The following is a 15,533-nucleotide window of genomic DNA, read 5'->3' on the forward strand; positions in this document are numbered from 1 at the left end:
TTTGAAGCAGAGACTCTTATGGTAAATATTTACTGATAATATTTAACTAAATTTAGTTTAAAATTTCTGATAAAACTAAAAATATTACTGTAAAAATAAAATCAGGGTAGAGAAAGGAGTGTGGAGATTATCAGTTCAGAGAACAAAGAATCAATAACTTATCATAAATCGATTGACCAAATAACTGATGAGTTTAACACTAAGCAAGAAGAGGGACTTTCTGAGAGTGAAGCTAAAAAGAGATTAGATGATTACGGGCCAAATCAACTAAAACAGGAGTCAGCTATCTCTCCTTGGGAGATCTTAGTAGAACAGTTTAAAAATATTATTGTTATTTTATTAATTATTGCTTCTGGAATTTCTTTTGTGATTGGTGATGTTTTAGAAGGAGTTGCAGTTTTAGCTGTAATTATTATCAATGCTATATTCGGCTTTTTTACTGAATATAAAGCTGAAAAATCCGTTCAAGCCCTTAAAGAGATGGTAACGACAAAGGCTAAAGTGATTCGGGATGGTAGTTTAACGGAAGTCGATGCTGATAAGATTGTACCAGGTGATTTATTAGTTTTAGATGAAGGAGATAAGGTCACAGCAGATGGGAGATTAATCAAAGCTGATAACTTAGCTATTGCTGAGGCTGTTTTAACAGGTGAAGCAGAGCCTGTAGATAAGAATACTGATACTTTAAAAAAAGAGGATATACCTCTTGCTGAACGTAGTAATATGGTCTTTATGGGTTCATCGGTTACTAGAGGTAATGGAGTTGCTGTGGTAACTGGTACAGCAACTGATACACAGATGGGCCAAATTAGTGATATGTTACATGAAACTGAATCAGAAGCAACTCCATTAGAAGAAAGATTAGATAAAATGGGTAAATCATTAATAGTAGTTACTTTAGTGATTGCCGCTATTGTATCAGTAGTTGGGATCTTTATTGGTCGAGAAGTAATGGAGATGATTGAAACAGGAGTTGCTTTAGCCATTGCTGCTGTGCCAGAAGGTTTACCAGCAGTAGCTACAATAACTCTAGCAATTGGAATGAAAAAGATGGCCCAGTATAATGCTTTAGTTAAACGATTACCAGCAGTAGAAACATTAGGTTCTACAACAGTTATTTGTACAGATAAAACAGGAACTTTAACTGAGAATCAGATGACCTTAAAGGAGATTTATCTTGGTCAAGATGAAGATGTAGTAGAGATTACAGGAACAGGTTATAAACCAGAAGGTGAATTTAAAATAGGAGAAGAAACCATTAATCCACAAGAGAATGAGAAGTTATCACTTATTTTAAAAGGTGGAACATTATGTAGTAATGCGGTAGTTAAAGAAGAAGATTCTCTATGGAATGTAGTAGGGGATCCTACTGAGGGTGCTTTGGTTACAGCAGCTCAAAAAGCAGGTTTTGATCGAGAAGAAATGCAACATGAAGGCGGATATGAAAAGTTAGAAGAAATTCCTTTTACTTCGGACGCAAAATACATGGCAGTATCTTATCAAACTCCAGAAGAAAAAGAGTTAGTAGTAGCTAAAGGAGCGCCTAGTGTAATTATTGATATGTGTGATCAGATTAGTACGCAAGGAGATGTTAAATCTTTAGCCGAGAGTACTAAAGAGAATCTTAGAGAAAAAAATGAAGCTATGGCCCAAAAAGGTTTAAGGGTCTTGGCCCTAGCCTATCAAAAGAGTGAAGAACAAAATTCTCCTTTAGAAAGTAGTGTCAAATCAGGACTTATCTTTTTAGGATTTGTAGGAATGGTAGATCCACCACGGCCTGATGTTAAGGAAGCAATTACAGAAGCAAGTAGAGCAGGGGTTAAAACAGTTATGATTACTGGTGACCAGCGTGATACTGCTCAAGCAATTGGTCGTAAGGTAGGGATTGCTGATAAAAATAAAGGAGCAGTAACGGGAGAAGAAATTGAGGGTCTTTCATTAGCAAATTTAATCCAAAAGATTAAAAATAACTCAATATTTTCTCGGGTGTCTCCAGAAAACAAATTAGATATTATTAAGGCTCTAAATGAAGAAGATGAAATTACAGCAATGACTGGAGATGGTGTTAATGATGCACCTGCCTTAAAAAGAGCTAATATTGGAGTAGCAATGGGCCAACGTGGTACAGCAGTAGCTAGAGAAGCATCAGATATGATCTTGCTAGACGATAACTTTGCTACTATTGTAAAAGCTGTTAGACAAGGTCGAGTAATTTTTGATAATATTCAAAAGTTTATTTATTATCTTTTTTCTTGTAACTTAAGTGAGATTCTTCTTATCTTTTTAGGGATTATTTTACAGGTTCCTATTCCATTGCTTACTTTACAGATTCTGTGGTTAAATCTCGTTACTGATGTCTTCCCGGCACTTACTTTAGCCTGGGAACCACCTGAAGAAGAAGTAATGGAGCAACCACCACGTAATCCTACGCAAGGAATTTTAACCGCTGATTTTAAGAAAAGAATTGGCTTACATGCTTTGATTGTTTCTTTAGGTCCACTATTAGTTTATTTATATGCTCTTAATATCGAATTACCACTAGCTACAAGTCGGACTATGAGTTTTGTGACCCTTGCTTTTGTGCAATTATTTCATGTTTTCGATGCTCGACGAGAAGAAGGATTAGGTTTTGATAAGACAATGTTTGAGAATATTTATTTATGGGGTGCTATTGTAATAACAATTTCATTGCAACTGGTAGCTGTTTATCTACCTTTCTTTCAACCAATTTTAAATACAGTACCTTTGCCATGGAATTTATGGATGATAGTTTTATCAGGGTCTATTATTCCAATTATTATTATTCAACTTTCAAAACTGATATTTGCCAAATAATAAAGTATTTTTTGCCAGTAATATAAATCTAGATTTTTCCTATACTAACTAATAGAATAGTTTCTAAAATACCAAAGGGAGTGATCTTGTTGGATCAAGATAATAAATCAGTTAATCAGGATATTCAAAACTCACCTAATATTGGAACCCAGCCGAATCCAAATCGAGGGCAAAAGAAAAAAAAGCAACAACAGCAAGCTAAACAGGCTAAGCAGAAAATGAACCAATTAAAGCAATTAGGACAATTAAATTTACCTCAGGGTGAAAGTAATATTCATGCTCTAACAATTGTTGGTCAAATTGAGGGGCATAAGGTCTTACCGCCTAAAAACAAAACAACTAAGTATGAACATCTACTGCCACAATTAATAGCTATTGAACAAAGTCCTAAGATTGAAGGAGTAGTAGTTATTTTAAATACAGTAGGAGGAGATATTGAAGCTGGTCTAGCTATTTCAGAGATGCTTAATAGTTTATCTAAACCAACTGTCTCTTTAGTTTTAGGTGGTGGACACAGTATTGGTGTACCAATTGCTGTAGCAACTGATTATTCATTTATAGCTGGATCTGCTACTATGACTATTCATCCTGTAAGATTAACAGGGATGGTAATCGGTGTGCCACAAACTTATGATTATTTAAATAAGATGCAAGAAAGAATTACTCAATTTGTTGCTGAAAACTCTAGTGTTTCTGGAAAAAGATTTGAAGAATTAATGTTTGAGACAGGAGAATTAGTAAGGGACGTAGGAACAGTATTGATTGGAGATGAAGCAGTAAAAGAGGGAGTTATTCAAGAAGTAGGAGGTTTAGGTAATGCTATTAAAAAGCTTAATACGTTGATTGCTGAAGATAAGAAACAAAATCCTAGTAAGTATCAGCAAGCTCCTCCTAAAAATCAACAGCAACCTAATCCTAGAGAGAGTGTAATGCAAGCTATATCCAAAGAGCAAGGAATGATTGAATCAATGAATCAAGATGGTGATGTATAATGCTTTATTCTATTATTTCAGAAGATAATATAGTAGAAGAAGATGAAATGAAACAGAAAAAAGAAGTGGAAATCAATGGGGTAACTATGGAAGTTGATCTAGATAATCCTTATTCGGGTAAGGTAACTAGAATTATTAGTTCTAACCCACAGGATTATTTAAATAATCAATTAGGAACTAAAGTGAAGTTTGGCCCTGATTTTGAGTAAAGAATAACCGTCCGTAAGGGCGGTTATTTTAGTGTTAGAGTACTAATTTAATTTAATTTTTACTATATAAATTATTTAACTTATGTTATAATATAGAATTGGTTGTAATATGTTGTACTACAGTAAATAAAATTGAAAGGGGTCGGTAAATGATCTTTTTTTCTGTAGTGCAATTAATTGCAGGATTGATCTTATTTCTTGGCGGTTTACAAGCAGTTAAAGATAGTTTTTATCAAGCAGCTGGTGATAAATTAACTACTATAATTAGGTTATTAACAACTAATGTTATTACTGGAATCTTAACAGGTATGGTAGTTACAATGTTAATCCAAAGTAGTAGTGCTACAACTGTAATTATTATTAGTCTGGTTAATGCTGAAGTTTTATCTTTACGCAAGGCTTTAGGAGTAATTATGGGGGCCAATATTGGAACTACAGTAACTGTACAGTTAATTTCTTTTAGTTTAGGACAGTATATAGGTTGGATAATAATAGCTAGTTTAATTATTAATATTATCTATTGGTTAACTAAACAGAGATTATTGAAATATCTTGGTAGAGGTTTATTAGGATTTAGTATACTATGGATTGGATTAGAGATGCTAAGTAATATAATGACCTATTGGCAAGATGTAGAGTGGTTTATTGACTTCTTGGCCCAATTATCAAGTAATCCTTTATTAGGACTTTTGTTAGGTATTTTAGTAACAGCTACTATTCAAAGTAGTAGTGCTTTAACGGGATTAGTTGTAGCTTTGGCTAAGGTTAATTTGATAGGTTTACCTGCTGCTATTAGTCTAACTTTGGGAAGTAATATAGGTACTTGTATTACTGCTTTTTTAGCAGCAATGGGATCCTCACTAGCAGCTAAACGAACTGCTATAATGCATTTATTATTTAATATGTTAGGAGCAATTGTTTGGTTACCATTATTACCTATATTTACTAGAGTAGTTCTTTTGACTAGTGAACAATTAACACGTCAAATTGCTAATGCTCATACCATCTTTAATCTGGTTAATACAGGGCTTATTTTAGGGGTTAGAGATCAATTTGTTGCTTTAGTAGTTAAGGTTACTAAAAATAGGGAGTGAGAAAGATGTCATTGATTAAAGTAATTATTTTAGGAGCTGTGCAGGGGTTAACTGAATTCTTGCCTGTTAGCAGTTCCGGTCACTTAGTATTATTTCGTAGCTTATTAGGTTTAGAAAAGAATATAGTTTTAAATGTTTTCTTACATTTTGGTACTTTGTTAGCGGTTTGTATTGTTTATTGGGATGATGTTTTAGATATAATTACTTTTAAACCGAAGTATCGTAAATTTACTATTTATTTAATTTTAGGTTCTGTACCTGCTGGGGTAATAGGTATTTTATTTGAAGATTTTATTACTAGTTTGTTTACTCCAACAGCAGTTGGATTTATGCTACTGATTACTGGTTTGTTACTCTGGCTTTCAGATAAATTTGATGGAACAGACCGCAAGATGGAAGAAATGAATTTAATGGATGCATTAGTAGTAGGATCTGCTCAAGCTTTTGCTATTATTCCTGGTATTTCTCGTTCGGGTTCTACTATTGTAGGGGGCTTATTTAGAGGATTAGAGAGGAAATTAGCTGCTAAGTATTCTTTTTTATTATCAGTTCCAGTAATTGCAGGTGCGACTTTATTGAAAACATTAGATTTAGTTAAGGTAGGGGTTGGAGAAGAAAGTATCACTTACTTAGTTGTAGGAACTTTAACAGCAATGATTGTAGGTTACTTAGCAATTAAACTATTACTGAAGCTAATCAATCAAGAAAAATTAAGTATCTTTGCTTATTATTGTTGGATATTAGGAGTTATAACTATTATATTAAATCGAGGTTAACCCAAGAGAAAATTTTATAGGAGGTGAGTAGTATGAAAGAAGCTCTAAACATTATTATTAAAAAAAGAAAGTTTGAATTAGCGGGATTTATAGTATTTGTAGTAGGAATTTTGGCTGAATTAAGTTTCTTTACTAATGTTGGAGTAATAGGTAGTTGGATAGCTTATAGTCTGAATATATTATTTGGACAAGGGCGTTTTTTTATTCCTATTTTTATTTCATGGTGGGGCATAGCTATTATTTATAAATCACAAGTAAAGATAAGAGTTAGTTCTAGATATGTTGGTACTATGATCTTATTTATAGTGTTTTTGGCTATCTGTCATCTAGGAATAAAGCATCCTAATGAGTTAAAACAGGCCTTAGCAGGTGAAACAGGCGGGGGATTAATTGGTGGTTTTTTATTGTATCTATTGCGTAAAGGTTTTGCGGATTTAGGAAGTAAGATTATTTTATTATCTTTAGGCATAATTGGTTTTTTATTAGTTATGGATATATTATTAGCTAATGTTATAGAGTGGTTTAGAGATAAGTATCATTTGTTTGTAAACAAGATATTTAATTTTAAAAAGCAATTATTTGATTTAAAGAATAAAAAGACTAAGTTTAAGAAAAAGAAGGGGTTAATAAATAAAATTACTAATTATTTCAAGAAGGATAAATCCTCTTCTACCAAGAAAAATGAGGAAGAGAAGGGTAAATCTGAGATAAAAGATAGCAATAATTTAACATTAAAGTCTGAAGCCCAGCAGAAAAAGAATTCTAAGGAACAAATTAAGAGTGCTAAAAAAGAAGTAGCAGTCAGTCAATCTTCACGAAAAAAAACAAATAAAAAAGTTAAGCAAGAAAAGACTAGATCTAAAAAAAGAAAGCCGAATAAAAAGACTAAAAAGCAACAAGAAATAATTAAACAAGCTAAGAATAACGAGGATTATCAACTGCCACCTCTTTCTCTATTAAATGAAGTCACTGATAAAGAGGCTACTTTTGTAGATAAAACCCAAATTTTACAGCAGACTTTAGATAATTTTGGAGTAAATGCTAAAATAACTGATGTTCACTGTGGGCCAACAATTACCCGCTATGAGATTCAACCTGCTCCTGGGGTTAAAGTTAGTAAGATAGTTAACTTAGCTGATGATATTGCTCTTTCTTTGGCAGCTTCTGATGTAAGAATTGAAGCCCCAATTCCTGGAAAAGCTGCAGTGGGGATTGAAGTACCTAATAATGAACAAACTCTAGTAACTCTAAGAGAGGTTCTAGCATCTGATAAATTCAAAGCAGAAGATTCTAAATTAACTATTGGGTTAGGAAATGATATTGCTGGTGAATCAATGACTGCTGATTTAGCGAAAATGCCTCATATGTTAGTAGCAGGAGCTACAGGCTCTGGAAAAAGTGTTTTTATCAATAGTATAATTAATAGTATTTTGCGTAAAGCTACTCCTAAAGAAGTTAAATTCTTATTAGTTGATCCTAAAATGGTGGAATTAACAGCTTATCAGGGGATCCCACATTTAGTTTCTCCAGTGGTAACAGATGCTAAAAAGGCTGCTACTGCTCTTCGCTGGGTAGTTAAAGAAATGGAGAATCGTTATGAGTTATTTGCTGGTAGTAATGCTCGAGGAATAGAAAGTTATAACCAGAAGATAGATGATGATCCATTACCTTATGTAGTAGTAATTATTGATGAGTTAGCTGACTTAATGATGGTTTCAGCTAGTGAAGTAGAAGATGCTATCTGTAGATTGGCCCAAAAAGCCAGAGCTGCAGGAATACATATGATTTTAGCTACTCAACGCCCTTCAGTAGATGTAGTAACAGGTGTTATTAAAGCAAATATTCCAACCCGAGTTTCTTTTTCTCTTTCTTCACAGGCAGATTCAAGGACTATTCTTGATACAGGAGGAGCAGAGAAGTTATTAGGTCAAGGTGATATGTTATTTGCACCTGTTGGTTCTAATCAACCTATTAGATTACAGGGGGCTTTTATCTCAGAGGATGAAGTTAAAAAAATGGTTAAGTTTGTTAAAGAACAAGCTAAACCTAATTTTGCTGATCAGATTGCTGATATTAAGGACAGTAATGTAGAAATTGAATTAGATGATGAAAAAGATGACTTATATGAAGAAGCAGTTAAATTAGTGGTAAATAACAGGGCTTCTATCTCTTTTTTACAAAGAAAATTAAGTATTGGTTATAATCGAGCTGCACGTATGATTGATAAAATGGAAGAGGAAAATATTGTTGGCCCGCACCGTGGCAGTAAAGCAAGAGAAGTTTTAATTAGTAAAGAAGAATTAAATCAGATGTTAAAAGAATAACGTATTGAATTTTCTGAAAAAAAATGATATATTAGTAGTAGGTAAAGGTTAGACCTCTTACAATCATACAGGGATAGGAGGAAATTATGAGTTTAATAAGGAAAGATTCTAGACCACTATATATTTTAGTAAAAGAGAAATTGGATGAACAGATTGAAAATGGTACTTATCAATCCGGAGATAGATTACCTTCTGAAGCCAAATTGGCTGAAAAGTTTGGTGTTAGTCGGGCTACTTTGCGTGAAGCATTAAGGGTTTTAGAAAAGGAAGGAATAATTAATCGAAAACAAGGGGTAGGTACTTTTATTGCAGACAAAGCTGCTTTATTTAGAAGTGGGATTGAAGAGTTAGCAAGTATTACTGAAACTATTGAAGCAATGGATTTAGAAGCTGGAACAATTGAATTAGCTGTAAAATCAAACCAAAGGTTTCCGGATTTAGCCAAGGAGTTTGAAATAGATGCCCAAAGCAAGATGGTTAGCTTGCAACGGACTAGAACAGCTAATGGAGAACCTGTTGCTTATTGTAGAGATTTTTTGCCTCAGAAATTTTTAAATGAGGAAGTTACAGATGATAACTTTGATGCTTCTTTGTTTGATTATCTACAAGAAGAATGTAACTTATATATTACTTATGCTGTAGCAGATGTTTTGGCTGTTACTGCTGATAGATTGTTAGCAGAGAAATTAAATGTAGAACTGGGCAGTCCTTTATTATTGCTTAAACAAATGCATTATGATGATCGAGATACACCAATACTATATTCTGAGAATTACTTTAGAAATGATAAGTTTGAGTTTCATGTGTTGCGAAATAGAAGTTAATAAAATCTATAAAATTATAAGCCTATAAGGGATTTAATAAATATAGGAGGGATTAATTATGAAAAAGAAAAGTCTATTAGCTCTTTCAGTTTTATTAATGATGGCTTTAGTAGTTGGCTGTGCTGGAGGAGACCAACAACAGGAAGCAAAAGATCAACAGGCTAAAGAAGGGTTAAAAGTAGGAATTGTTTTATCTAGTGGAGGTAAAGGAGATAAATCATTTAATGACTCTGCTTTAAGAGGTTTAGATAGAGCTAAAGAAGAAGGAATTATTGCTGATTATAAGTATATAGAACCTAAACAAGTATCAGCTGTTGAAAAAGGGCTAAGATTTTTAGCCAAAAGAGATTATGATTTAGTAATTGGAGTAGGATTTATGCAACATGATGCTGTAAAGAAAGTATCAAGTAATTTTTCTGATACTAACTTTGCAATTATTGACTCTGTAGTTAAGAATGATAATGTAGCATCTTTGACATTTAAAGAGCATGAAGGTTCTTTCTTAGCTGGAGCATTAGCAGCTTTAATGACTACACATGAAGAAGTTAAAGGTATTAATCAACAGCAAGTAGTAGGCTTCTTAGGTGGGATGGATGTACCACTAATTCATAAGTTTGAGCTAGGTTATACTTCTGGAGTTAAGTATATTAATAAAACAGAAGGTACTAATGTAAATGTTAAGATTGCTTATGCTGGAAATACACCAGCTGCATTTAATAACCCAGCTAAAGGTAAAGAAATTGCTTTAGCTCAGTATGGTGCAGGCGCAGATATTATTTATCATGCTTCTGGTGGAACTGGTGGAGGTTTATTTAAAGCAGCTAAGAAGACAGGACATTATGCTATTGGGGTTGACTCTGATCAGGATTGGGTTGAGCCAGGTCATATCTTAACTAGTATGCAAAAAAGAGTAGATAATGCAGTTTATAAAATAGTCAAAAAGCTTAAAAATGATAACTTTACTACTGGGCTTAAAGTATACGGGCTAAAAGAAGGTGGAGTTGCTTTAACTAGTTTAAGTGGTTTAGGGCCAATGACTAAGATAGCTAAGGATCTAGGAGATATTTCTGAGGAAGGTATAACTAAAATTAAAGAAATGAAAGCTAGAATTCCAGATGAAGTCAAAGAAAAAATTAAAGAAATTCGGCAAAAAATCATTGCTGGTGAAATTAAAGTACCTAATTATTTAAAGCAAAATAAATAGATTATAAATGATAGTTGCCAGTTTATCTGGCAGCTATCTAATTATAAGAAAGGAGGATTATTATGGCACCAATTTTAGAGATGAGGGATATTACTAAGAAATTTCCTGGTGTATTAGCTAATGATCACGTTAATCTAGATTTAAATAAAGGTGAAATTCATGCTTTAGTAGGTGAAAATGGTGCAGGAAAATCAACTTTAATGAATGTTTTGTTTGGGATCTATCAACAAGAGGAAGGACAAGTCTTCTATAAGGGTGATCCACTTAATATAGATAATCCTAATGATGCTATTGATCTTGGGATTGGAATGGTACACCAGCATTTTATGTTAGTGCCTCCTTTAACAGTGGCAGAGAATATTATTTTAGGTGAGGAACCTACTACAGGTTTTGGAAATTTGAATTTATCTAAAGCAATTAAAAAAATTGAAAATTTATCTCAAGAGTATGGCTTAAATGTTGATCCCAGAGCCAAGATCGAAGATATCTCTGTAGGAATGCAACAAAGAGTTGAGATTCTAAAGGCTCTTTATCGAGAAGCTGAAGTATTAATCTTAGATGAACCAACAGCTGTATTGACTCCTCAAGAGGTAAAAGGTCTGTATAAAATTATGAATACTTTAGTTGACCAAGGAAAGTCTATTATTTTTATTACTCATAAATTAGATGAGGTTTTAACAGTTTCTAAGCGGGTGACTGTCTTACGTGATGGAAAATCAATCGGAACGGTTAAGACAGCTGACACATCAAAGACTGAATTAGCTGAGATGATGGTAGGCCGTGAGGTTGTACTACAGGTTGATAAAACACCGGCTGAAAGAGAAGAGGTTAAAGTAGAGGTTGATAATTTAACAGCTGACAATGATAGAGGAATGCCAGCTTTAAGTGGAGTTTCTTTTAAAATCCATGGTGGAGAGATATTAGGTGTTGCTGGTGTAGAGGGTAATGGACAAACGGAGTTAGTAGAAGTGTTAACAGGGTTGCGTAAGGCTAAGGCAGGTAGTTTTAGTTTAGAGGGGCAATCACTATTTAATGAGTCTGCTCGAGAAATAAAAGAAGCTAAAGTAGCTCATATTCCAGAGGATAGACATAAGCATGGTTTGGTATTAGATTATACCATTGAGGATAATTTGATTTTAGGTTATCATTATCAAGCTCCTTTTGCTGAAGGAATAAATTTAAATTTTAATGCTTTAGACAAGCACGCCCAAAGATTAATTCCTGAGTATGATATTCGGCCTAGAAATAAAAATGCTTTGGCCCGTTCATTATCTGGAGGTAATCAACAAAAGATTATTGTGGCTCGTGAATTTGATTTAGATCCAGAATTTTTAGTTGCTTCTCAACCTACACGTGGAGTTGATATTGGGGCAATTGAATTTATTCATAAGCGAATTATCGAACAACGTGATGCTGGTAAAGCAGTATTATTAGTCTCGGCTGAATTGTCAGAAATTATGTCACTAAGTGATCGGATTGCAGTGATGTATGAAGGAGAAATAGTAGATATTGTAGATGCTAATAAAACAACTGAAGAAGAAATTGGTCTATTAATGACTGGAGGAAAAGCTGAACAAACTAGCTAAACATTTAGGGAGGTAATGTGAATGCCTGAAGATATTAACGTTAAAAATATACTTAAGGAATTATTGATTCCTTTATTAGCTATAGTCTCTTCTTTTATTATAGGAGCAATTATACTTTTATCATCTGGTTATGATCCTGTTGCTACCTATATGTCTTTATTTCAGGGGGCTTTTGGTAGTTTAAATAGTGTAGCAAATACATTATTGCAAGCAACACCATTAATCTTTACAGGATTAGCTGTTGCTATTGCTTTTAGAGCTGGTCTATTTAATATTGGTGGAGAGGGTCAATTATTAGTTGGAGGTTTAGCGGCTGCTTGGGTAGGTACTTGGGAAGGAATGCCAATGGTTATTCATCTTCCTTTAACTATCACTGTAGCTATGTTAGCAGGAGCATTATGGATAGCTATACCTGCTGTTTTAAAAGCAAAGTTAGGTGTTCATGAAGTAATTACAACGATTATGTTTAACTATATTGCTTATAGTTTTACTGCTTATTATAGTTTAAAGGTGTTGGCTAAACCTGGTAATATTCAAACCCCTAATATTGAACCATCAGCCTATTTATGGCGTTTTTCTAATATAATAGATATGTATTCTTATCTTAATCTAGGCTTTATAATTGCTTTAGTTGTTATAGGGATTATTTATTATCTATTGTGGAAGACTACAATTGGTTATGAAATTAGAGCTGTAGGGATTAATCCTAATGCGGCTGAATATGGAGGGATTAATTCTACTAAAAATATTATTTTAGCTTTGTTAATTAGTGGTGCTTTAGCCGGTTTAGGTGGTGCAGAAAGAGCATTAGGTCTATTCCATAATTACCGTAGTGGTTTTTCAGCTGGATATGGTTTTACAGGAATTGCTGTAGCATTATTAGGTAGAAATCATCCTGTAGGTGTATTTTTGGCTGCTTTATTATTTGGAGCTTTAGCTAATGGACGGACCTATATGAATATGATGGCTGGTGTACCAGTTGACTTAGTTAATATTTTACAGGCTGTGATTATTTTATTTGTAGCTGCAGATCTATTATTTAGAAGGTTATTAGCAATGGGTTCTGAAGGGAGGAAGGAATAATGGAATTTTTAACTGCTATTTTTGATTTGGGAACCCTTAGATCAACTTTAAGAATGGCAACTCCATTAATGTTAGCAGCAATTGGGGGTATTTTTTCTGAAAGATCAGGGGTAATTAATATTGCTTTAGAAGGTATGATGTTGGCAGGTGCATTTATAGCAGTAGCTATTAGTAGTTTTACTGGTAGTGCTTGGTTAGGGTTGTTAGGTGCCATAGTTTTTAGTGGATTATTTGCTTTAATTCATGCCGTGGTAAGTATTAGATATCATGCTGACCAGGTAGTTAGTGGGGTAGCACTAAATATGTTAGCAGCAGGTGGGACAGTATTTTTGTTAAATATTTTCTTTAATACTTCTGGAACTTCCCCTTCAGTTAATGCGTTACCTTATTGGGGTATCTTTAAGCCTACGGTTTATTTAGCATTATTAATAGTTGGAGTTTCATATTATGTTTTATATTATACCTCTTTTGGTTTGCGGGTCAGATCGACTGGAGAACATCCTCATGCCGCTGATTCTGTAGGTATAAATGTAAATAAAATTAGATATATTTGTGTGATTTTAAGTGGTATGTTAGCTGGAATAGCAGGAACTCATTTATCATTAGGAGTTTTAGATTCTTTTCGTGAAGGAATGACTGCTGGGCGAGGATTTATTGCTTTAGCAGCTATGATATTTGGAAAATGGCATCCATTTGGAGCTTTAGGTGCTAGTTTATTATTTGGTTTTTTCCAGGCTATCCAGATTAGATTACAAGGGGTACTTCCTATCCCTAATGCATTTATTCAAATGCTCCCTTATATATTTACAGTAATTGCTTTAGCTGGAGCAATTGGTCGAGCTACGCCTCCAGCTGCGAGTGGTGAACCATTTGAAAAAGGAAAGAGATAAATTTTTAACCGCAGGTTTTCCTGCGGTTTATTTATATTTAGAGGAGGTAAATTGTCTAATAATAGAGAAATATAACATAAAGGGGGAATAAGCGTGGAAGAAATAGCAACTAAACTAAAAAACCAAAGAGAGCAATTGGGAATCACCTTAAAAGAAGCTGCAAAGGATACGAAAATCAGATTAGAATATTTACAAGCTATTGAAAGTGGTAATTTTAGTAATATTGGACAAGAAGTTTTTTTAAAGGGGTTTTTAAAGATTTATTCTGATTATTTAAACCTAGATACTAAAGAAATTATAGCAGAGTATGAAGCAGCTAAATCCGACTATAATCTAGACAGTGAAGACCAAGATTCATTAGCTGATAAATTATCAATGAATAGAGTTTCCCCAAAATTATAATACCAGCAAGCCAACATTGCTATTATAGCAATAGTTTAGACAACATTAATTGTTGTGATTGTTGGTATTTGATATTTTTATTAATAAAACTTTGGATACCTGTTCGGGTTTTCTTGAAAATATTATAAATTCCAGTAGCTATTGCATAATAATCAAATTCGGGGATATCATAAATTCTTTCAGATAATTTAGTTATCCACATATTTAATTTAGTTTTATTTCGCTTTTCTGACAGCATAGCAATAAAACCAATTAAAATACTAAGTAGCAAATCCATAGTTCTAATACTATTTAAAGATCTGACTCTAATATTTTCTAAATTGAATTGTTGTTTTTTAAATCGAAAGTATTCTTCTACTTTCCATCTTTTTAAGTATGCTTCAAATATAGTTTTAGTAAGTTTTTTTGATTCAGGAGCTAAATTACTAATTAATATCATAGGGGTTAGCCCAAGCCCTTTTACTATAACCATAGTTAAATCTTTATCTGGCATAGCAGGAAGTTTTATTTCAGCATAACTATACTTTGCTTTTTGGGGATTATTGTTTTTATCTTTAAAATTAGCAACATATTTACCTTTGTAAAACTTTGCTACATCTAATATATTCATTGTTTGCCCTTTATAAATAACATTTCTAGTTTTTTTAGCTCTAATAACAAAATTACATTCATCATTGTTTTTTGTAAAATATTTATAAAAACGATTATTATCGTACCAACGATCTAAGGCATAAATACCTTGATTCCCAAAGTGTGATTTAACAAAATCAAGACCTTTGATAGTCTCTATATTCTGACTTTTGAATCCTTTTTCTTTAGTAGAATAAACCCGAGAATATACAGAAAGCGGCATCTCATGTTCTTCTGTTAATGCTGCAATTTCAAAAGTATCATAACCATCGTTAATTTTCCCAGTGCTTCCATCACGAACTTGGTCTAATGCTTCTAATTTTTTGCTTGCAGGTTTAACTATATCAGATTTATCACAACAAAAAATTGTGTTTTCGTTAATGCATGTTTTAACTGAATTAATATAATTATTCATAACTGTTGATCTTTGATCAAAATTTTTACAATTGCGAGATAAACGATCAATTACTTTTTTTAATGTTATATCTTCTTTTAAAGCTCTAGAAATTTCACTTAATAATATAGATTGACTTTCTAATAGACCATATAATATTTGAAAAATGAATTTAGATTTTGGTTTTGATAAATTTTTAGTGATTTTATCTGAAAAAGTTGATAATTTTCGTTTCAATTGATAGATAAGTTTGGTATAATTAATCATGGTGAAATGACCTCCTATTTGGT

13 protein-coding genes are annotated in these 15,533 nt (G+C 32.9%); 12 read left to right on the forward strand and 1 reads right to left on the reverse strand.

The features are described 5' to 3' along the window. Positions 1 to 120: 120 nt before the first annotated feature. The 12 genes from HALHA_RS03580 (at position 121) to HALHA_RS03635 (ending at position 14,219) form a co-directional block, all read left to right on the forward strand. Positions 121 to 2,835, forward strand: coding sequence for a cation-translocating P-type ATPase (locus tag HALHA_RS03580; protein ID WP_015326429.1), 2,715 nt, complete (start codon positions 121 to 123; stop codon positions 2,833 to 2,835). Between the two features lie 89 nt (positions 2,836 to 2,924). Then, positions 2,925 to 3,827 (forward strand): ClpP family protease, encoded by a 903-nt coding sequence (locus HALHA_RS03585; protein ID WP_015326430.1) that lies wholly within the window; start codon positions 2,925 to 2,927, stop codon positions 3,825 to 3,827. Continuing rightward, the gene (locus HALHA_RS03590; protein WP_015326431.1) at positions 3,827 to 4,036 is read left to right on the forward strand and encodes a YlzJ-like family protein; all 210 of its coding nucleotides are present in this window, start codon (positions 3,827 to 3,829) and stop codon (positions 4,034 to 4,036) included. The genes HALHA_RS03585 and HALHA_RS03590 overlap by 1 nt, the downstream gene beginning before the upstream one ends. Before the next feature lie 149 nt (positions 4,037 to 4,185). Next, positions 4,186 to 5,130 carry a Na/Pi cotransporter family protein gene (locus HALHA_RS03595; RefSeq protein ID WP_015326432.1) on the forward strand — a complete coding sequence of 315 codons (945 nt, stop codon included), beginning with the start codon at positions 4,186 to 4,188 and terminating at the stop codon, positions 5,128 to 5,130. Between the two features lie 5 nt (positions 5,131 to 5,135). Further along, entirely contained in the window at positions 5,136 to 5,906 is a 771-nt protein-coding gene (uppP, locus tag HALHA_RS03600; protein ID WP_015326433.1) for an undecaprenyl-diphosphatase UppP, read from the forward strand. A 32-nt stretch (positions 5,907 to 5,938) separates the two neighbouring features. Continuing rightward, positions 5,939 to 8,230, forward strand: a complete 2,292-nt coding sequence (locus HALHA_RS03605) for an FtsK/SpoIIIE family DNA translocase (protein ID WP_015326434.1) — start codon at positions 5,939 to 5,941, stop codon at positions 8,228 to 8,230. A gap of 86 nt (positions 8,231 to 8,316) precedes the next feature. Next, positions 8,317 to 9,054 (forward strand): GntR family transcriptional regulator, encoded by a 738-nt coding sequence (locus tag HALHA_RS03610; RefSeq protein WP_015326435.1) that lies wholly within the window; start codon positions 8,317 to 8,319, stop codon positions 9,052 to 9,054. Between the two features lie 58 nt (positions 9,055 to 9,112). Further along, a complete protein-coding gene (locus tag HALHA_RS03615) occupies positions 9,113 to 10,258 on the forward strand; it encodes a BMP family lipoprotein (RefSeq protein ID WP_015326436.1) in 1,146 nt (381 codons plus the stop codon). Positions 10,259 to 10,320: 62 nt separating this feature from the next. Beyond that, complete coding sequence (locus HALHA_RS03620) at positions 10,321 to 11,844, forward strand: ABC transporter ATP-binding protein (protein ID WP_015326437.1); 1,524 nt, start codon at positions 10,321 to 10,323, stop codon at positions 11,842 to 11,844. Positions 11,845 to 11,865: 21 nt separating this feature from the next. Beyond that, positions 11,866 to 12,927: an ABC transporter permease gene (locus tag HALHA_RS03625; RefSeq protein ID WP_015326438.1), complete on the forward strand. Its 1,062-nt coding sequence runs from the start codon at positions 11,866 to 11,868 to the stop codon at positions 12,925 to 12,927. Continuing rightward, positions 12,927 to 13,817: an ABC transporter permease gene (locus HALHA_RS03630; RefSeq protein ID WP_015326439.1), complete on the forward strand. Its 891-nt coding sequence runs from the start codon at positions 12,927 to 12,929 to the stop codon at positions 13,815 to 13,817. Before HALHA_RS03625 ends, HALHA_RS03630 begins: the two co-directional genes overlap by 1 nt. A gap of 93 nt (positions 13,818 to 13,910) precedes the next feature. Further along, positions 13,911 to 14,219 carry a helix-turn-helix domain-containing protein gene (locus HALHA_RS03635; protein ID WP_015326440.1) on the forward strand — a complete coding sequence of 103 codons (309 nt, stop codon included), beginning with the start codon at positions 13,911 to 13,913 and terminating at the stop codon, positions 14,217 to 14,219. A 22-nt stretch (positions 14,220 to 14,241) separates the two neighbouring features. Here HALHA_RS03635 and HALHA_RS03640 read toward each other — a convergent pair whose 3' ends face one another. Then, a complete protein-coding gene (locus HALHA_RS03640) occupies positions 14,242 to 15,510 on the reverse strand; it encodes a transposase (protein ID WP_015326168.1) in 1,269 nt (422 codons plus the stop codon). Between the last annotated feature and the right edge of the window lie 23 nt (positions 15,511 to 15,533).

The sequence above is a fragment of the Halobacteroides halobius DSM 5150 genome, assembly GCF_000328625.1.
Lineage (GTDB): Bacteria > Bacillota > Halanaerobiia > Halobacteroidales > Halobacteroidaceae > Halobacteroides > Halobacteroides halobius.